The organism is Sphaerochaeta pleomorpha str. Grapes, from assembly GCF_000236685.1.
GTDB classification, from domain to species: Bacteria; Spirochaetota; Spirochaetia; order Sphaerochaetales; family Sphaerochaetaceae; genus Sphaerochaeta; species Sphaerochaeta pleomorpha.
This window is the reverse complement of record NC_016633.1, coordinates 1,989,839-2,009,766: the sequence shown is the minus strand read 5'-3', so window position 1 is coordinate 2,009,766 and position 19,928 is coordinate 1,989,839. Positions and strand designations below refer to the sequence as shown.

Here is a 19,928-nt window from a genome sequence, read left to right as displayed (position 1 = left end):
GGAATCCCATGGATTCTTGAAACGAGGTAATAAAATGAATGAAGCCTCCCTCAAAAACGGTATTCGTAGCAGTCTTGAGGAAATTTACGGTAAGCAGGTTGCCAAAACTTGGACAAATAGGTTTTTCCTATGTATTAAAAAATACCTGCCAAAAGATAATAGCTTTATAAATCATCCTGCCTCGAGGTTGGAAAAACATTATTCTCTATTGATAACCTATGGGGATTCAATACAGAGTCCCCATTGTGCTCCTCTAGTTGTGTTGCACGAATTCTTGAGAAAATGGGTTGGCGATGCTGTTTCAACTATTCATCTGCTTCCTTTTTATCCCTCATCCTCTGATGATGGGTTTTCTGTCATTGACCCCTTTTCGGTCGATACAGGACTGGGAACCTGGGATCATATCAATGATTTGCAAGCTTTTTATGCACTTATGTTTGATTTCGTTGCAAACCATCTTTCCCGTTCGAATATCTGGATCAGGGAATGTTTTGCAGGTAATCCCGAATATAAGGATTTTGCAATTTTTCTCGAGGGAACTGAAGATCTCACGCAGGTGTTCAGGCCTAGGAATCTACCCCTGATAACCCAAGTCGACACCGATAGGGGAAAACGGTATGTCTGGACTACCTTCAGCAAAGACCAGGTGGATGTCAATTATCATAACCCTGAGGTTCTGTACTGTATGATGGATGTTCTGCTTGCTTATGTATTGCAGAGGGGTGCCTCGATTATTCGGCTTGATGCCGTGGCTTACCTATGGAAAGAAATAGGAACGAATTGTATCCATCATGAAAAGACCCACGCTATAGTCAGGCTTTTCTGTTGGCTGACCAAGAACCTTACCAAGCAAAGTTTTATTATTACCGAAACCAATGTTCCCCATAACGAAAACGTAGCATATTTTGGAGACGGTAGTGATGAGGCTACCCTGGTATACAACTTTTCCCTGCCCCCCCTTGTTTTCCACACCTTTCTTTCCCAGGATGCTTCGGTTTTAGGTGCTTGGGCCAAGACGCTTGTGCTCCCTTCTTCTTCCGTTGCATTCTTTAATTTTCTTGCTTCTCATGATGGGATTGGACTGATGCCAGTGAAAAACCTCCTTTCCGATGGGGATGTTGAAAAAATGTGTTTGCATACTGTCAAACAAGGAGGATTTGTCTCACGCAGAAGCAAAGGTGATGGAACGGAAAGTCCGTACGAATTGAATATCAATTATCTATCCGCCCTTTCTGGTTTTACCGAGAACGAACCTCGTTCCCTGCTGGTTTCCCGATTCAAGGCAGCGACTGCGATCATGGTTTTTCTCAAGGGGATACCCGGAATCTATATCAATAGTCTGATAGGTTCGCAGAATTGGTATGGGGATCCTGAGCTTACTTTGTATCCTCGAAGGATTAATAGAGAGAAGGTATCCTTTAAAACCTTGTCAAAGGAATTGGATGATCCCAATTCTTTGAGAAGTGCTGTCCTTGGTTTTCATGTGGAATTGCTTCGGGTCAGAAAAAGGGAACCTGCTTTTTCCCCTTCCTCTGAGCAAAGAATCTTAGCCCTGACGAATTCTGCTTGTTTTGTATTTCTGAGAGGATCCTCTGATGATTCCGATAAAATCCTTGTTCTCATAAATGTTACTCCCCATTTACAGAGGATTTCGATTGAAGAAGTCTGGAGCAAATTGGATTGCCCGTTCCCCTTTGATGCTTGTATCGATCTTTTGGAAAAACCTATAACCATTACAGCAAAGGAACTGGTGCTAAACCCCTATCAGGTACAACTTTTGAAAACCAAGCCTTTTTAACAGATAAAAGTCACAAAAGCAGTATTGTCAGGTATACCTCCAAGCTAGGAACTATCTGTTGCGAATCGTGTTGTACAAAGGGACTTTGCTGGGTAAAATCTGTGAGACTGTACGAGAGAGGGTATGCATGTATAACATTCTTTGCTTTGGTGATTCTAATACGTTTGGGACAAACCCCAGTGGAGGTCGATGGGCTCGCACTGTTCGGTGGACGGGTCTTCTACAGGATTATCTGGGAAGTGATTATTACCTCATAGAAGAAGGATTGGGGGGGAGAAATACGCTTTTTGATGATCCTTTGGAACCTGGTCGGAATGGTTTGGCCCTATTGCCGGTGTCATTGAAAAGTCACAAACCCCTAGACTTGGTGATTTTAAGTCTGGGTACCAACGATTGTAAGGTACATTTCAATGCAAATGCACGGGTTATTGCCAAAGGTATGGAAACCTTGGTAAAGACAATCTTGCAATTTCCGTATGGAGAAGGGTATCCCCTTCCCAAGGTACTTGTCATCTCCCCCATTCATATTGGAGCGGATATAGAACATTCACCCTTTGTCAGCTTTGACCAAAGTTCCTATAGGAAAAGCCTGGCTTTGGCTCCCTTATTCGAGCAGGTAGCCCAGTCGTATGGTTGTTTGTTTCTCGATGCGTCTTTGGTTGCGAGTCCCAGTACCATTGACCAGCTTCATATGGATGCACAAGGCCATGAGAATCTGGCAAAGGCTCTCGTTCCAATCCTGCAACAGCTATTTGGTGATGAGCGACAGCTTTTCTTGGAAGAAGAACTCCCTGAAAGTGAATCGGAACAAGAAATCGAGACCCTGGAGATTCCTTCTGCCGAAGAAGAGTCTATCACTTCCCTGCAGATAGCACCTATCGAACCACAGGGAAAAAAAGCCCATAGGGGGCTTACTTTCAGAATCCCGGGGTTCTCGAAGAAAAAGGGCGACTAACTCTCTTACTCGATTTCAAAGATTGCCATTACCGGCCAATGGTCTGAGAGGACGCTCCCGTTATGGAAGTACTGCGGGGAGGTAGCCAATAGTGGTTTGAGCGGTCCTCGAGTCATGATTTTGTCAATTGCCTCAACAAGATATCGTTCCTCGCTCAGAAATGGGCAGGGAAAGGTCACCGGGGCACAGAGACGAAGAAATTCGAAGACATCTACGAATTGCGCTTCCTGTTGGAGAATTCTGGAAGGATGTACCGGGTCGTTGAAATCCCCGCAGACAATGGCCCGTTCCCCTTTTACCAGGAGATTCAATTCCTTTGCTGCCATATGGGCCTCAGCATGCCTGTAGGGAACCCCCGTTCGAATCTCATCTGCATTCAATTGATGGGTAAGATGCATTGTTGCTACAAACAGCGTTTTGCCCTCAAGGGTCTTGAGCTTTACCCAGAACACCCCTCTGTTTTGCTCTGGCATGGAAAGGTCTATCCTTCCGAAATCCTGTACGGTGAATAGGTCACTCCGTATATATATGCTGTTTTCGCATTTCCACCCTGGCTCGACTCCTTCGATTCGTGTATATCTGGGTAATGCTTGGTCCAAAACAGCCAGGGTTTCTTCCCTGACTTCCTGGAAACAGAAAATATCACTTGCGTATTTCAGCACAAAAGAGATGACACATTCTTTACGTTTTTCCCAATGTTCAGTATTCCAAAGATTCAATGTTATTAGGCTTATGCGTTCCATGATACTAACCTTCTTTATTGCAATATTTGGGGAAATCTTTCTTGGATCTGCAAATAAGAGCCAAGTGTAAGTACGGTAACCCAAGCTATATCAATTTCATAGAAGCCATTCATTTTTTCTTTCCGGTCAAAATATTCCCAACAGGTATGATTGATTTGTTCCGGTTGCCAGCCGATAAAGCTGGCATCTCTTCCAAGCCCGTTGTCTTTTGTAGCTATGAGTTGGCGACAGGCATTGACCATAAGAATGGCCTGCTCCTGATAGAAAAGATCTCCTGTGGCTTCTGAGAGCCTAAGGAACTGGAATGCGATGGCCATGCCATAGAAATCGAGATGGTGGTGGGCTACCGATACAGAGGTCATGCCTGTAGTGTGGAAACCCTCTTTCCCCAAAGGGCTCTCCAAAGGGATGAAACTATCAGTCTGCCATATCCATAAAAGAATGAAATTGGCGGCAAGGCGGGCACTTTCCAGCTGGCGTTTGTCCTTTTCCAGCTCATAGAGATCAAGAAACAGGGAAAGCAAGGCAACCCCTGCTTCTTTGTCGCAAGAATCTGCATCCAGGGTGTCCCCATAGAAGCTACCCTCATTCGCCATTTCCCCATAATACCAGTAGGACTGGTGAAGGGCGGCAAGGATTTCACTATGAAGCGGTTCTGCACTATCGAGGTAGGGAACGAGTGTAGCGAAAAACGAGGCGATATATGCCCCGTTGGTCCCTTGTATATCTACAGGTTTTCCTTTTGTAGTCCACCAGCGACCGAAAGAACCACTGGAAAGCTGACAGTTGCAATAGAACCTGGCTACTCTTTTCGCAATGCCGAGGAACTGGGGTTTGTCGATTCCCTTGGCCTTTAGCTGTGAGTAGAGCAGCACATAATATCGCATGGCTTCCCCGTTGCAACGGCTGTTTACCAGATAACGGAACTCCTCATGTTCCCCTATGCCAAGATAGCCACCCCAGATATGCTCCTGCAAATCATAACAATCCTGAAATACCCCGCCGGGATGTTCTGCATCGAGAAAGAACTGACCTATCTTGATTGCAAGGTTGGCAAAAAGCATCAGGTCATTGTCTAGGCCGAATAGGAGTGCAACATCCTTTCTCGCTTGATTGAGAAATTCTGTTTTACACTCCCTTTGTGTGCATACTGCCAATTCATAGGCAGCCTCAAGACTTTTGACTAAAAAAGATGCAGCGGTATATTCATATACTTGCTGTACTTCTCCGTTTCCTGCACCCATCGCCAGATAGGCCAAGCCTCTGCTATCTTTTCGTATGAGGTTGAGCAGACGGGTGAGCTTGTATTCGTACCAGGTTTCCCAGGGCATTAATGCCCCTTTGCCCAGGGCCAATTCTTTTGGAAGGACCCGGACAAAAGCTCGATAACCATCCAGGCTATCATTCTCCGCTTGGTTATGCACATAGAATTTTCGCTTATAGGTGAAGGGAACCTCATCGATTTTAAGTCTTGGAAGCAAAACCTTTGAAGTATCGATCAAGGATTTTTTCCCTTGGTAGCTATAAGGCCATTCACTTCCGGGAATTGAGATGATAATCCCGTGGCGTTCATTGGTCACTGAAGCTAGGAATTGTTCTTCGGATGCTTTTTCAGTTGCACAGGTGAAACATCGGTTCCCATTGAATAGTTGCTCACAACAGGGTACGGGAATCCTTGTTTCCAAAAACGACCATACGTTTGCATAGTGAGATGAGGGAAATACACCTTTCCCTTGGGTATTGTCACGATACCATACAGAAGGGACCAGCAATTTGTTCTCAAGGTTTCCATCGCGGTAGGAAAACGAAGCCTGTAGCCTGTAGTCCCCTTTTATCAACAGATTCCAGGTTCGTTCGACAGTAAGCAATCCTTTTGCAGAAGTAAATACGTCAGTAATGGTGCCAATCTCCCCAAAACTGGCAGAAACACTGTTTTGATCGGGAGAAATATCCAATGAGGAACAGTGGATTCGACTTCCCCCGTAACTGAGGCTGTAGGAAATGATACAGGTTGGTTCTTCCAGGGTCACTTCGATCTTATCGTTTCCGATTGATTGTATATGCATGGTATTAACCTTTCATTCCGCTAGTTGCGATGCCTGCGATAATTTTTTTCCTAAAAAAGATATAGAAAAGTATCTGGGGGATGGATGCTATGGTAGCCCCTGCCATAATCAAGGAATACTGGGTTCCATGGGTTCCCTGGAAGTTCGCTATTCCGACAGTGATCGTATACTTAATAGTATCATTGATTGCGATAAGCGGCCAAAGGAAATCATTCCAAGTGTTTATGAATGACAGAATGATTACCGTAGCCATAGCTGACTGCCCCAAGGGAAGGATAATTCGTAGGAATATTCTCAACCGAGAAGACCCATCTATAAAGGCTGCCTCTTCCAAGTCGACAGGGATTCCTTCATAAAATTGTTTGAGAATAAATATCCCTATGGGAAGAGCAATGCGGGGTAGAACTACAGAGGCTAGTGTATTGATCATCCCATAGGAATTGAATTGCAGATAGAGCGGGACTATGAGAACCTGGAAGGGAACCATCATTCCTCCCATGACAATCCAGAAAAGCAGGTTCTTGCCCTTGAACTGGATTTTTGCAAACGCATAGGCAATTGGGGCATCGATGATAAGGGTAAGGACCATGGCCCCCAAGGAAACAATTGCAGAATTGACCATCCAGTTGAGGATATAGGTTGAGGTAAATGCCTTGGTATAGTTTGCAAAGGTTGGATTAGCCGGGAAAAAGGAGAACGTCTTGGTAATGACTTCATTTTCCAATTTCATGGAGGTTATGACCATCCATATAAGAGGGAAAAACCAAATAGCTATGAATAGCAGGGAAAGAATCGTGATTCCTGTCTTTTGTTTCAAAGGATGTCTTTTCATACCTGTTCCCTCCTGGTGAGTGTCAGGTATTGGACAACTGATACAACCATGATGATTGCGAATAGGATGTAGCTCATAGCTGCGCTATATCCCATTTTGTAATATTTGAACCCTGTCTCATAGATATACTGTACCAGCACCCTTGTAGTTCCATGTGGACCTCCCCCGGTCATTACATAGACTTGGCCGAATACATTGAAAGAAGCAATAATCTGGAGGATTAGGCAAAGCACCGTCGTGGAAGACACCAAAGGAACGGTAATATAGGTGATTCTCTGAAAATAGTTCGCACCGTCTATTGCTGCCGATTCAAAGACTTCCTTGGGAATTTGCTTGATACCGGCGCTAAACAGGACCATATTGAATCCTGCAGTCCACCAGAGGGTCGTCAAGGCTACCGACCACATAGCAAAGTTTTCGTTGGTCAGCCAGCTGATAGGTTGTCTTCCCATCGCCATCAATGCCTGGTTGAATATCCCGAAATCCTTTTGCATGATCCATGCCCATAGCGTGCTGACAACAGTCATTGAGAAAATATAGGGAAAGAAGAATGCGTTTTCCATGATTCTGGTCAAAGGTGACTTTGAAGTGACTGCCAGAGCCATTATAAACCCGACCAAAAGTAAGCTTGGCGTAGTAATGAGTACAAACTGAAGGGTATGCCAGAGTGAGGTGTAGAATTTTACATCGGAAAAAAGGGTAGAGTAGTTCTTCAAACCAATAAATTTTGCCGTTGAGAGAATGTCCCAATTGAAAAAACTTATATAAAACCCATACAGCAATGGATATACCATAAAGGCGAAATATACGAGTAGGAATGGAAGTGAGAAAAGAATTCCATCTCTGTTGTCTTTGTTTCCGGGTATCATGGTATACGTGCCTCCAAAAATTCCCTCCCCTCAGGCAGGGGAGGGGGAAATACTGAAATGCAAATCAATAGGTTGCGATAATGTCTTTTACCGTTTTTTCCATATCGGCAAGAGCCTGGGTGGTATTCTGGTTCTTGGTCACCGCATACTCCAGTTTGTCACTGAGCGTCCCATAGATTTCTTCCCAGGCAGCAGTTCTGGGAGTAGGCAAGGCAAATGCAGCGGCTGCTGCGTAATCTGCCCTGTAAGGCAAAGCCTTGAAGGTAGCTTTCTCTGCAACGCTCTTTCTGGTAGGAATATGCCCTGCCTTTGCCCAGAGTTCACCATTGGCAGTCATCCACTTGATAAAGGTTACAGCAGCCTCGACTTTTTTAGGATCTTGGTTTTTCTGTACCGGGATAGCAAGTGTGTGAGATCCAGCCCAAGCAGCCTTTCCGCCCATGATTGCAGGAAGCGGAGCGGCTCCGAAGTTCAAACCTGCCTGGTTCTCAAGGGTTCCTGTTGCCCAGACACCATTGAAGTAGAAGGCCGCATCGCCAAGCTTGAACGTATTCATGGCACCATCATAATCGAGTTCGGTCGGGTTTACTTTATAGACGTTGACTAGGTCCTGCAGCCATTTCAAAGCATTTTGACCATATGCATTATTGAAATTCGGTGCAGTGCTATCGGCGTTGAGGAGGCTTCCCCCTTGCTGTGCAATCAAAGACATGAACAATCTGGTCAGCGTATACGCTTTATAGGTTCCTGTCGTATTGTCTATAGCAAATCCCCACTTTCCTGTAGCATTCTTCACTGCGATGGCTGCCTTTACCAAATCCTCCCCACTCTGGGGTATTGTTGTAATGCCAGCTTTTGCAAGCAAATCCTTGTTATAGTACATAACTATAGGATGTACATCAAACGGAATCGAATAAAGCTTTCCTTCGAAGCGGCATCCATCCAAGGGTGCTTTCTGGAAATCTGCAAGCGTGGCTTCGTCAAAGAGGCCATCCAAGGCAAGCAATGAACCGCTTGGAACATAGTTGAGCAAATTGCCTTGGTGTACGACTACAACATCAGGAGCTGTCTTTGCTGCAAGGGCAGTGGTTAGTTTGGTGTAATAATTGTCAAACTTGACCATGTCATTCTTCATGATGATTTTATCTTGGGATGCATTGAATTGCTTGACCATAGCGTCAAAGAATTCTCCATCCCCTCCGGTGAATAAAGACCAGAATGTGATTTCTATAGGTCCTTCCGCTTTTTTTTGTTCGGGTGCAGCTTGTGCAAACAACATGTTTGAGGCAAGCAACGCCACCAACACAACCAACAGAATGTTCTTTCTCATGTGGATCCTCCTTATTAAGACACACAGTTGACATATTTTTTCCTAACGGGTAGTTTCCCTGAAAATCAACCTCGTTGGAAAATCCTTTGTTATATATTCCAGACTCGGATCTTGGATGTGTTCGATCAGGGTCTCCATTGCAACGTACCCCAATCTATATTTAGGAACATCAACAGTACTGAGACTCGGTTGCATGAACTGTGACATGTAGAGATTGTCATAACCGAAGACCTCAATATCCTCTGGAACCCTCAAATTGTTTTCATAGAGGCTTTTAAGCACGCCCATGGCCAGCATATCATTAAAACAGGCTACGGCTGTAAACCCCATTCCCCTGTTCAATGCTTGGTTCGTCAGATAATATCCATCCTCTATATGTCCTGAGGCTTCGACGATATAGTCAGGGTCAAGCTCGAGCTCTGCGTTTGAATAGGCTTCTGCAAGTCCTGCAAGCCTGTCGATAGTATTGCTTATTTTTTTTGGCCCTGCGATATACAGTATCTTTGTATGGCCGTTTGAAATGAAATGGGAGATGACTTGCCGTTGTCCATCCCTGTCATTGTGCAGGATGCTGTGCCCCCCGAGTCCCTCAAGGCGTCGACCCGGGAAAATGAACGGGATATCGAGTCCCTGGTAGAGCTGGAGGTGTTTGCTATTGGTGTCAAACACGGGCATTGAGATTATCCCATCGACTTTCCGGCAGAGAAACATCCTGATGAGGTCGCATTCCTTCTGCATCGATTCTTCGGTACTGGCCAGGAGTATATGATAATCGGCCTTGCTTGCCATTTCCTCAATTCCTCGGACAACCTCACTGAAAAACGGGTTTGCAGAATCTGCGGAAATGATACCGACCATCTTGGAATGGTTTGATCGCATACTGGCAGCGATTGAGTTAGGCATATACCCGAGCATTTTTGCTGATTCTTGAATTTTGGTTCGTGATTCAGCAGAAATCTTCTGGTCTCCCCTTAACGCCCGGGAGACTGTGTTAATTGAAAAGCCTGTTGCCGCTGCAATATCTTTTAATAGTATACTCACAGGTTAAGGTTAACATGGAAAGTGTGATTTTCAAGGTAAAGATGGGATAATGACGGGATTATCTAGGGTAAAACAGGGTTAACGATAATCTATTGCACCTCTGCCGAAATATGATACTTGCTCTGTTTCTTAATATTTCGGAGTTCTTTTTTCATTGCCTTGTTCCATTCCCTACGGGTGATGAGCGCAACTTGTTGTACCGGTCTGCCCCCGATGAACTGAATAAGTGCACATTCGGTTTCTTCAGATCCTGTTGCATTCGGATAGTTGATAAACCCGTGGATTGTCTTTTTCACTTCAAGGTATTTGACAGGGGTATCTGCCGAGGCCAAGGCATCTGCATAGAGCATCCCGTCATCATGAAGGGGATCGTACTCAGCTCCGATAATAAGGGTTTGGGGTAAACGGGAATGGTCCTTGCCCAGAAGCGGTGAGAAGCTGGGGTTTAGGATATCCTTGGGTTCCCGTTGGTAGTTGTTGATAAAGAACGCCATCTGCTTGTCGGTAAGTGTTGGTGAGTCCTTGTATTTGGCGTAACTTGTTGTACGCATCCGTCCGTCTGTTACCGGGTAGAGAAGAACCTGTCCTGCAATGGCTGGTCCTTTGCGGTCCCTTGCCAGACGGCTTACCACCGCGGCAAGGTTTCCCCCTGCACTGTCTCCTACCAGATAGATTCTGTCGGGGTCTGTTTTCCAGTAACGGCAACCCGCCGCTGCCCAGATAAGGGTGTCGTAGCAATCCTCGACAGCCGTGGGGAACTTGTATTTCGGGGCAAGCCGGTAGTCGACGGAAAGCACCGAGGCATGGGTTATGTCGGCGAGCCGGGCACAGAAAAAGTTATACAGGTTCATGTTTCCCCATACCCAACCGCCCCCATGATAGAAAATAATCAAAGGAGTAAGGTCGGAAAGTTCCCTGGTTCCCCGCTTTTCAAAGTAGTACCCGGTAACAACCCCATCGGTGACAGGTATGATAAACGTTTTGCTGTCAATATTTGAGGCTTTCTTGCCAAGAAGCCTTCTCATAACTGCATTGTTGGGAATCGAAATATCGTTAATCTCTTGGATGCGTTTTGGAGTCAGGTCTTCAGGATCGTTTAGGGAAACTCTATCGAGAAGTGCCACCAGTCGTTTCATCTTTGGAGACAGATCGTAATTAACCATAATAAATACATGGTAGTATAACATTGTTTGGCGTGCAAGGTATAACTTCGGATGTGAAGGTTATTTTGCATAGCCAGTTACAAAATATACAGGTTTTGCAAGATGGAAAGAAACGGTTTCTTTACTTTAAAAATTAATATAACTACATATAAAACAAATAAATAAATGCATCTATCCTGTAAAATAATATAGAATGTTCGCTTTGAGTATAGAATATCTATTGCATAAACATCTCTTCGGTAAGGAACCCACCTGTAGTGTAGACGCTACCACCTTTTTGCAGATATTCGATCAGAAGTCTTCCCAGCGAAGACCCTGTGGTAGGGGCAAGGGGTCCCAAGACCCGTTCAAGAATCTGGGGATGTTCATGGAGTACCGGGAACTTTGAGAAGCGTCTCATGAATGAGCAGATATTTCCCTCTTCTGGCAGGAATTTCGAGAGGTTTGGGTCGAGCAACCAGGAATCACACAGCAAAGCGTTAAAAGTGATGTGTAGGTCAGAGAAGAAAGTCTTGGCTTTCTTGATGGATTCCGTTACTTCTGCAGGGGTAAGGGGTGACCCCTCGCTAATATGGAGATGGAGAACCGGCGAGCCTTTTTGAACCAGCAAATCAAGGTCATCATAGGAAAACTGCACGGGTGTTTGCACTATCGTCCCGGTCTCCAGGTCTACCCTGTTGGCTAAAAGGCTTCCCCCTTGTACCGACCAAAGGGTTTCCCATTTTCCTGCATAGTTTCCATTTGTCCCGCAAAGATGGCCGCTAGCATTAACCTGGAGGTTTTTATCGGCAAGGCAAACCAGCGAATTGTCCTGTTTACAACGATAGATGGTGTACGGGAAAGCAAACGTCCCTACCTCATATTGCAATCTTCCGATTTGGAAAAGGTGTGCGCAGAAATGGTGCAGGATCCAGTAATATCGGTCAAATCCATAAGCCCCTTGGTGTGTTTTCCCATATGCGGCAACCCAACGTCCGACATCGGAAAAGGTATCTTTGACAATCATGTCCGGGATTTTTTTCTCTGCAAACAACGCAAGGGAGGCTGGCAAGACATAGGCAAGGAAGACCAAGGGGAACAAAGACTGGTTTTCTTGCTCGACTAGGGAGCACCCCTGTTTGATGCAAAGCGCAGCTTCTTTCTCTGCTTGTTGTGTTATTGCCAACTCTCCCTGTTCAAGGATAGTTACTATTCCCGTTTCGCTTTTCAGAAAATCAAACCACGCCGAAAGCCTTTCTTGCAGTGGTTTTTCTATCATGGTCATTGCAGAAAACTGTTTCCAATCTATTTCATGCATCGATATCTCCTTCCAGCTTTGTGAACGTGTTCTGAAACTCCCTTGGGGACAATCCCACCAGTTTTTTGAACATAACACTGAAATACCTCTGGTCCTTGAACCCAACCTGACCCGCTACCTCATATACTTTTACTGTAGGGTCGGAAAGTAGGAGGCAAGCCTGCTTCATGCGAAAATTCTGGATGTAATCGCCTAGGGTATAGCCAGTATTCTGCTTGAATACATGGCTCAGGCGGCTTTCGCTTATGGTAAGGTTTTCTGCTATCTCTCGTATTCCTATATCCTTCTGGTAGTTCTCTTTTATAAACTGGACTGCCGCCTGCACATAGTTTCCCTGAGGAGATTGATCCCCTGCCATATATTCCTTGAAAAACATGATTCGACTGTCTTCCATCATATCAAGCTGGTTTTGGAGTTTTTCATATTGCTTTATTTTTTCGACCTTCTCGCACGTCTGTTTCATGACAGAATAGAATTCCACATCATCTATTGGTTTTGAAAGGTAGTCCACAACTCCCATTTTCAGGGCCTTGCAAGCATATTCGAATTCATTGAATGCAGTGATGATTACAAACATTGCGTTTGTTTTCCCCTGCAAATTCTCAATCATTTTGATCCCGTCGATTCCCGGCATCCTGATATCTGTGATCACGATATCAGGTTGAAGTTCTTCGATGACAGCACAGCCTCCATAGCCATTGTCAGCTTCCCCCACAACTTCGCAATTGAGCTTTTTCCAGTCTGTGGTATAGATGATACCTTTCCTAAGCAGAAGCGAATCTTCTACAACTACAATGCGATTCATGTCTTTTCCCTCAACTTAAAAAAATGCCGGTTGGTAAAACCGGGTCAGCGTGCCCTGTTTGTCTACTTATGGGAAGTCTGATTCTTACCGTTGTCCCAAAGGTTTCTGAGCTTTCGATTTCCAGGCCGTATTCGTTTCCGAAAAACAACTGTATCCTCCGGTGGATATTCTTAAGCCCTATGCTCATACCCTCTGTTTCTTTTCTGACGGAAGTAGGAGAAAGGACAGAGGCGACCAGCTCCTCATCCATTCCGATACCATCGTCGATGATTTCAAAAATGATTGATTCTGCATAGACCTTCCCCTTTATCAAAAGCGTACATTTCCCCAACTTGTAACCCATCCCATGGATTATTGCATTTTCAACTATTGGCTGTATAATAAGTTTTGGCAATACAAAGGAATATATATCAGGGTCGAGATCCATGGAAAAGTCGAATTTGCCAGGGTAGCAGATTTGTTGCAGTTCCAGGTAGCTCTTGATAATGAACATGGTTTCCTTGACGGTTTCAACCCCTCCCTTACTGTTAATACTGCTTTTAAGCAGGGTTCCCAGCCGGGAGATTACGGTGTCTATTTCATCAGTCATTTTCAATTTAGCGAGATATTTAATGCTGTCGAGCGTGTTGTAAAGGAAATGGGGGTTGATCTGGGCTTGGAGTTGTTTGATTTCCGCGAGTCTCAGGTTGTCTTGCTTCTGTAGGTTCTCTTCGAATAATTCATCGAGGTTTTCAATCATTTTATTCAGCCCGTTTGCAAGGTCTCCCAACTCATCGTCACGAACAACATCCGTCCTTGCTTTCAGGTTTCCTTGCTCAGCCTCTCCCATCACCAAGACAATCTTTGACAAAGAGGTGCTGAAATTTTTAGCAAGAAGCCACGAAAACAACAGGCAGAACAACAAAGCAATAAACGCCATTGCAACAGCTATGATTGCAATAAGATTGTTACTTTGGAACACCAAGTCCATAGGAACTGCAGAAAGGAGGGTGAATTGGTTGTCTAGAAACGGTGCGGAGGAGAGCAAGTATTTTTTGTCACTGAAATCCTGCAGGAACCCAGAAGGCGATTCGCTGGTTATCTTTGATTGGTTGGCAGGGGTTATAAACGGCAATCCTTCACCAAGGGAGAGGTCATCATACAGAAGATACTGACAAGTATCGAGGATAGTATAGGAAAGGGGGAGCTCGGTGGCTACTGAATCCAAGATCTCCTGGATTCTCTGGTAGGGAATATCTATAATTGCATATCCAAGGATTGTTCCCTTTGTGTCCCTGATGGCACTCCCGATAGAGGCAATCATTTCCGTTCCCGATTCCGAGGAGAACCTGTTTGCATAAACCTTGGTACCTTGGACTTCACCTAACGTTCTGAGTAAACCCCAGGATGAAAATTCTTTTGGGTTGTAGGTTTTTGGTAAATAGGCTGTCGATACAGCTATTGTCGAATCCATTGCAATGACATGCATTTCAAAACGAGAAGATTTTCCAGCAAGTAGAAAGAAAATTTTCTGATAGATCTGTTGTTTTTCGCTCTCTCCTTTCGTCGGGGATGTCAAAACAGAAAGAAGTTGCGGATCTTGGCAGAAAAGGTCGAGCCTGTCTTGCAGGTCTGTGAACGTAAGGGCCAATGTTTCCCCTGCGCGAATGGCCGCAGAGGAGACTTGTTTTTCCAACTGTTTGCGTGTTGCCCCTATGGAAATTCGCATCGAAAGGATCCCGAGCAATACAATCGGGATGATGGCAACCATCATGAAACTCAACAGGAGCTTGGAGAAAAAGCTTTTGTTCGCCAAAGGTTTCCTTTCCTTCACTAGTTACGATTGTTCCTGCTGAAGGTTTCTCCAACAGGAACTTCGATTGTATCATACAACGGACATCTTCCCTTTGCTAACCTTCATGAAGATGAACAGGGAGAGCGCCGTGGAAACTGAGAGTATAGAAGCCAAAGCAGCTGCGGTACCGAAACTATTTCTGACAACCTCTGTGTAGATTGCTACTGAAATGGTAGCCGTCTTTCCTGTATAGAGCATAATACTGGAGCTCAATTCATTGATACAGGTAATCCAGCTAAGAATTGCGCCCGAGATAACCCCAGGGATCATGAGCCTGGCCGTAATCTTGAAGAAAGTCTTCATCGGTGAAACTCCCAGGCTAATGGAGGCTTCCTCTATCCCAGGGTCCATCTGTTGGAGAAAGGCGCTGCTAGAGCGTACCGTGTAGGGCATTTTCCTGACTACATAGGAAATGATGAGTATCAAAGGGGTTCCGGTGAGCAGCAAAGGTTGCTTGTTGAAAGCTACCAGGAGACTGATACCGAGAACCGAACCCGGAATGACGTAGGGGAACATTACCAGGATATCCAAAAGGGAACCCAGTGCACCTTTCTTCCTTACTATCAAATAGGCGATGATCATTCCGAACAACACAATGAACACTATTGCCGATATCGAGTACAGATAGGTGTTGGTAATCGGTTTGGAAAGCCGGTACAGGACGTTTTTGTAACTGTCCAGGCTGAAACCCTTCTGGAAGATCGGCCCACGGGTTTTGACAAACGAAGTAATCAATACGACTACCTGGGGAAGGATTGCCAGACAGGCTACGATATACACTGGTAGTGATGCAAAGAAACGCTTCGCCCCGGATAATTGAATGACCTTCGGAGGTCTGCTGGCTGTCATTACGTAGTTTTTTTTGGATACAATCCATTTTTGGATAAGCAATATCATGGTAGAGCAGAAAATCATAACTACACTCAATGCACTGGCAAGGTTTGCATTGCCACCCATCTCGGACATGTATTCTTCATAGATGAGGACAGGCAATACCTTGTAGCCTTCTCCAATGAGCATCGGGGTTCCGAAATCTGCAAGTGAAGTCATGAAAACAATAACAGCCCCTGATGCGATGGATGGAAGGACAACCGGAAGCGTTATGGTGATCAAACGTTTGAACTTGCTTGAACCTAGGCTTTCGGCCGCTTCCTCAAGGGAGCTGTCGATATTGGAAAGTGCGCCTGAGACATACAGGTAAATATAAGGATACATCATCAGGGTGAAGACAACGATGATACCCCCTCTTCCGTATATCGTAGGGAACCTCAGCCCGATGGCTGCAAGCGCCTTGGTCAAAAAGCCTGCCCTTCCGAACATAATTATCCAAGAGTAGGCCCCGATAAAAGGTGGGGACATCAAGGACATTATCATCAGTACATGCATTACCTTTTTTCCATAGATATTGTATCTCGTCATGAGATAGGCCATGGGAATGCCAATAATCAGAGCAGTTAGCATAGTGGTAAAAGCCACTGACAGACTTCTGGCCAATGCATTGAAGTAATAGGGAAGGGTGAAGAAATCCTGATAGTTGAGCAAGGTGGCCCCGGTGGTTTTCGGAGTGAAAAAACTCTGGAAAATCAACGAGGAGAAGGGGTACACAAGAAATAACAGAACGGTCAGGATAATGAGAATGCTGGACATATTCCAGAAGCCAAAAAAGTGCTTTGCCTTTCTATTGGGACCTGTCATGACAGCAACTCCTCTGTCTGTGCATTATAGACACAGGCTTTTTTCGAAATGAACTGGACTGAAACCCTGCTAGTAATTTCCCTGACTGTATTCATTTCGTTGGCGTATTCATTCAGTTCGATCCTGTTTCCTGAATCAAGTTCAATCTCATAGTTTATGAAATCGCCAAGGAAGGTAGACATGGTGATAGTTCCCTGCAGACCTGTCCCAGCAAAGAAAAGATGCTCGGGACGAACGGAAATAATAGCATTGCCACTAAAATCTTTGTTGAGGGCTATCGGACAGGAGAAAGAACCTTCAACCAATGCCTGGTTTTCTGTAATCTTGCAGGCAAGAAAGTTTGAAGTGCCGATAAAGCCTGCAACAAAAGGATTGGCAGGGTGGGTATAGATTTCTTCGGGAGTGTCAATCTGCATGATTTTTCCATCTTTCATGACAGCAATCCTGTCACTGATGGCAAGGGCTTCCTCCTGGTCATGGGTCACGTAGATTGTGGTGATAGCCAGTCTCCGTTGCAATTTGCGTATTACTGTTCTCATCTGGACCCGGAGTTTTGCATCGAGATTGGACAAAGGTTCATCCATCAAAAGCAATCCGGGTTCGATTACAACGGCTCTTGCCAAGGCAACGCGCTGCTGCTGGCCTCCGGAAAGTTCCGAGGGTTTTCTGTTTGCCAGATTTTTTATCTGGACAAGGTCCAGTGCATTTTCCACGAGTTTTGGAATTTCCGAGGCAGGGATTTTCCTTGCCTTGAGGCCATAGGCCACGTTTTCGCTAACACTCATATGAGGAAATATTGCATAGTTCTGAAAAACCATGCCGATGTCGCGCTTATAGGCTTCGATTGAGTTTATTACAGTGTCATCGAATAGGATTTCTCCCCCGTCGATAGTGTTGAATCCTGCAATCATCCTCAACAGCGTTGTCTTGCCGCAGCCGGAGGGTCCAAGCAGAGTGAAAAACTCGCCGGTTTTGATGGAAAACTCCACACCATTCAGTGCAGTGAAATCCCCATATTTCTTTATAGCTTTATTAATCAATACAGTATGACTCTGGCCCATACCGGTTCCTTATAGCTGGCAACGTCCAGGGAAGGGATTGTCTGACCCCTTTCCCTGGATGCCGTGTCAATCTTGAGAATCGTGCAGGCAGTTATCTGCCTACTACAATATCCTTCCATGAGTTGATGATTTCACCTTTGTTCTGTGAAGCCCAAAGGAAGTCATAATCCACCAGATTGATATCAGCCATTGCAATCAAACCCTTTGGTGGCTCCAAGTCTTTTCGGGCTGGCCTTCTGTTGAAATTCTTGCTCATCATGTCTTGGTTTTCTTTTCCCAGCATGTAGTTGACGAAAATTCTGGCATTTTCCGGATTCTTGCTGTTTTTTACGATTGCAATTGAATCGGGAACGGCGGAAGTTCCTTCCTTGGCATATACCATGCCGACATTGGCACCTGCAAGCAAATAAGTCTGCACGGATTTCTCCTGGGTCAACCCAATATAATATTCACCGTCGGCAACAAGCTTGTAGGAATTGGATGAGCTTCCCTGGATTTTGCCGTCAAGGTTCGCTACCAGTTTCTTTACAAAATCCCAGCCTTTTCCATTATCCCTTCCGAAAGCTGTAATCATTGTGCAGAGCAAGGTATAAGCGGAACCTGACTTGGCCGGGTCTGCAAAGGCAATCTTTCCTTTCCATTTGGGGTCAAGCAAGTCTTCCCAACCCTTGGGGGCATCCTGTTCGCTAACCAAGGATTTGTTATACATAATTACCACAGGAACAGGGGATTCCCCGATCCATTTATCATTCTGGGCTTTTGCCGTCTCAGGGATGAATGAATCATACTCAGAGACAAATGAGTCAAAATATTCCGAATAGGCTGCTGCAGACTCTGCGCCGCCTCCCCAGAAAACGTCGCACAGGGGGTTGTTCGATTCTGCCTCGATTCTTTTGAGCAATTCTCCCGATCCTGCAGCTACGACATCTACGGTAATTCCGGTAGCTTCCTCAAAAGCCTGGACACCGGCATTTAGCGGTCCTGCTTCGTGAGGGCAATAGACCGTAACCGATCCCTTTTTCTCAGGGGTGACCGTTGTCTCTTGGGTTCCTGAAGCAAATACCATTGAGGTAATGCCTACCAAGAGTACCAAAGCAAGTACTTTTTTCATGAAAATCCTCCTAGTGATTATATGTTCTACACCATGGACAGGCAAAACTCTGATTTGTTTCGACACGCCCATGAAGGTTCTCTGGATTGAATCTTTGTTTTTTTAAATAGATTGAAGGAATGTATCAGAGGATACTGCGCCAGCGTTCCAGAATTTTTGCCTTGTATATGGACGCCTGATAGAGATCATAGTCTATCAAGGGGATGGCTTGTATCGGGGGTAATCCCGGAGGAGGTTGCAGGTCCGCTCTGATGGGTCTCCTGTTGAACAGGTTGCTCATCATATTCTGGTTTGCCTCGCCGAGTATAAAGTCGATAAAATCATAAGCGCCATCGGGATTGCTGCAACCCTTCACCACTGCTATGGCATCAGGAACCGCAGAAGTTCCCTCGACCGGATAGGCAATTGCTAGGTTTGCTCCACCGTTTATAGCTGTCTGTATCGACTTTTCCTGAGAGAGCCCAATATAATATTCCCCGGTTTCCACTAATAGGTAGGCCTCCGATGAATTGGCAAGAAGGTTCCCATCAAGATTGGCTACAAGTTGTTCCAGATATTCCCAGCCGCCGCCTTCCTCTCCTCCCATGGCGTTAAGCATGGTATTGAGCAAGGTATAGGCTGACCCTGAATGCTCTGGGTCTGCAAAAGCGATTTTACCTTTCCATTTGGGGTCAAGCAGGTCTTTCCAGCCGAGAGGTATTTCCTGGGGGGAAAGTAATTTTGTATTATAGGCAATGATTACAGGGGAGGGGGATTCCCCTATCCATCGGTGCTTTGGGTCTTTGCTGTTTTCAGGGACTAAAGAGTCAAACCGTGAAATGTAGGGTTCGAATAAATCGGAATTGGCCTCTATCGATTCTGCACCGCCGCCCCAAAAGACATCACATTGGTTGTTTCCGTTTCTTTGTTCGTTCTGTATCCTTTCCAGAAGGGACCCTGTCCCTGCAGAGAGTATATGCACTGTAATTCCACTGGTTTCCTGAAATTCTTTCACCGCGGCTGTCATTGGCTGTTGCTCATGGGGGGTGTAGACCGTGATTACCTTGCGTTTATCATAGGGGAATCCAGTGTTTTCTGACTTCCCGGAGGCAACCAAGGAAAAAGCAACCATGAATAATGCAAGAACAAGCATGCTTCTTTTTCTGGCCATTTGGCTTTTTCCTCCCCTTTTCTGGATCTTACTTGTAAAGCCTACCATGAAGATACGCATCCAACAACTGTATGAAAACTGCTATTTTGTTTAGAATTCAACTGTTAGATGAATTGGTATACACTTTTTACTATGAGTTTTACCGTATCATTTGATTCTTGGTTTCTGTAAGGGCAAT

16 protein-coding genes are annotated in these 19,928 nt (G+C 45.2%); 2 read left to right on the top strand and 14 right to left on the bottom strand.

Annotated elements, in window-relative coordinates; translation table 11 throughout:
- Positions 1 to 274 precede the first annotated feature (274 nt).
- Complete coding sequence (locus SPIGRAPES_RS09125; protein ID WP_172635087.1) at positions 275 to 1,798, top strand: alpha-amylase family glycosyl hydrolase; 1,524 nt, start codon at positions 275 to 277, stop codon at positions 1,796 to 1,798.
- Positions 1,799 to 1,925: 127 nt separating this feature from the next.
- Positions 1,926 to 2,753 (top strand): SGNH/GDSL hydrolase family protein, encoded by an 828-nt coding sequence (locus SPIGRAPES_RS09120; RefSeq protein ID WP_014270473.1) that lies wholly within the window; start codon positions 1,926 to 1,928, stop codon positions 2,751 to 2,753.
- Between the two features lie 5 nt (positions 2,754 to 2,758).
- Here SPIGRAPES_RS09120 and SPIGRAPES_RS09115 read toward each other — a convergent pair whose 3' ends face one another.
- The 14 genes from SPIGRAPES_RS09115 to SPIGRAPES_RS09050 all read right to left on the bottom strand — a co-directional run bounded on the left by SPIGRAPES_RS09115 (position 2,759) and on the right by SPIGRAPES_RS09050 (position 19,750).
- Positions 2,759 to 3,496, bottom strand: coding sequence for an endonuclease/exonuclease/phosphatase family protein (locus SPIGRAPES_RS09115; RefSeq protein ID WP_014270472.1), 738 nt, complete (start codon positions 3,494 to 3,496; stop codon positions 2,759 to 2,761).
- 14 nt (positions 3,497 to 3,510) lie between these two features.
- Positions 3,511 to 5,562 carry a hypothetical protein gene (locus SPIGRAPES_RS09110; RefSeq protein ID WP_014270471.1) on the bottom strand — a complete coding sequence of 684 codons (2,052 nt, stop codon included), beginning with the start codon at positions 5,560 to 5,562 and terminating at the stop codon, positions 3,511 to 3,513.
- Between the two features lie 4 nt (positions 5,563 to 5,566).
- Positions 5,567 to 6,394, bottom strand: a complete 828-nt coding sequence (locus SPIGRAPES_RS09105) for a carbohydrate ABC transporter permease (protein ID WP_014270470.1) — start codon at positions 6,392 to 6,394, stop codon at positions 5,567 to 5,569.
- Positions 6,391 to 7,263, bottom strand: coding sequence for a carbohydrate ABC transporter permease (locus tag SPIGRAPES_RS09100; protein WP_014270469.1), 873 nt, complete (start codon positions 7,261 to 7,263; stop codon positions 6,391 to 6,393). Before SPIGRAPES_RS09100 ends, SPIGRAPES_RS09105 begins: the two co-directional genes overlap by 4 nt.
- Before the next feature lie 64 nt (positions 7,264 to 7,327).
- Positions 7,328 to 8,593, bottom strand: coding sequence for an ABC transporter substrate-binding protein (locus tag SPIGRAPES_RS09095; RefSeq protein ID WP_014270468.1), 1,266 nt, complete (start codon positions 8,591 to 8,593; stop codon positions 7,328 to 7,330).
- A gap of 42 nt (positions 8,594 to 8,635) precedes the next feature.
- Positions 8,636 to 9,634 carry a LacI family DNA-binding transcriptional regulator gene (locus SPIGRAPES_RS09090; protein ID WP_014270467.1) on the bottom strand — a complete coding sequence of 333 codons (999 nt, stop codon included), beginning with the start codon at positions 9,632 to 9,634 and terminating at the stop codon, positions 8,636 to 8,638.
- An 89-nt stretch (positions 9,635 to 9,723) separates the two neighbouring features.
- Entirely contained in the window at positions 9,724 to 10,797 is a 1,074-nt protein-coding gene (locus SPIGRAPES_RS09085; protein ID WP_155816695.1) for an alpha/beta hydrolase, read from the bottom strand.
- Between the two features lie 217 nt (positions 10,798 to 11,014).
- Positions 11,015 to 12,094, bottom strand: a complete 1,080-nt coding sequence (locus SPIGRAPES_RS16595) for an acyltransferase domain-containing protein (protein WP_014270465.1) — start codon at positions 12,092 to 12,094, stop codon at positions 11,015 to 11,017.
- Entirely contained in the window at positions 12,087 to 12,899 is an 813-nt protein-coding gene (locus SPIGRAPES_RS09075; protein ID WP_014270464.1) for a response regulator transcription factor, read from the bottom strand. Before SPIGRAPES_RS09075 ends, SPIGRAPES_RS16595 begins: the two co-directional genes overlap by 8 nt.
- Positions 12,900 to 12,909: 10 nt before the next feature.
- Positions 12,910 to 14,694 carry a sensor histidine kinase gene (locus tag SPIGRAPES_RS09070; protein WP_014270463.1) on the bottom strand — a complete coding sequence of 595 codons (1,785 nt, stop codon included), beginning with the start codon at positions 14,692 to 14,694 and terminating at the stop codon, positions 12,910 to 12,912.
- A 69-nt stretch (positions 14,695 to 14,763) separates the two neighbouring features.
- Positions 14,764 to 16,428: an ABC transporter permease gene (locus SPIGRAPES_RS09065; RefSeq protein ID WP_014270462.1), complete on the bottom strand. Its 1,665-nt coding sequence runs from the start codon at positions 16,426 to 16,428 to the stop codon at positions 14,764 to 14,766.
- Complete coding sequence (locus SPIGRAPES_RS09060; RefSeq protein WP_014270461.1) at positions 16,425 to 17,489, bottom strand: ABC transporter ATP-binding protein; 1,065 nt, start codon at positions 17,487 to 17,489, stop codon at positions 16,425 to 16,427. Before SPIGRAPES_RS09060 ends, SPIGRAPES_RS09065 begins: the two co-directional genes overlap by 4 nt.
- A gap of 91 nt (positions 17,490 to 17,580) precedes the next feature.
- Positions 17,581 to 18,600, bottom strand: a complete 1,020-nt coding sequence (locus tag SPIGRAPES_RS09055) for an ABC transporter substrate-binding protein (RefSeq protein ID WP_014270460.1) — start codon at positions 18,598 to 18,600, stop codon at positions 17,581 to 17,583.
- A gap of 124 nt (positions 18,601 to 18,724) precedes the next feature.
- Positions 18,725 to 19,750, bottom strand: coding sequence for an extracellular solute-binding protein (locus SPIGRAPES_RS09050; RefSeq protein WP_014270459.1), 1,026 nt, complete (start codon positions 19,748 to 19,750; stop codon positions 18,725 to 18,727).
- Positions 19,751 to 19,928 lie beyond the last annotated feature (178 nt).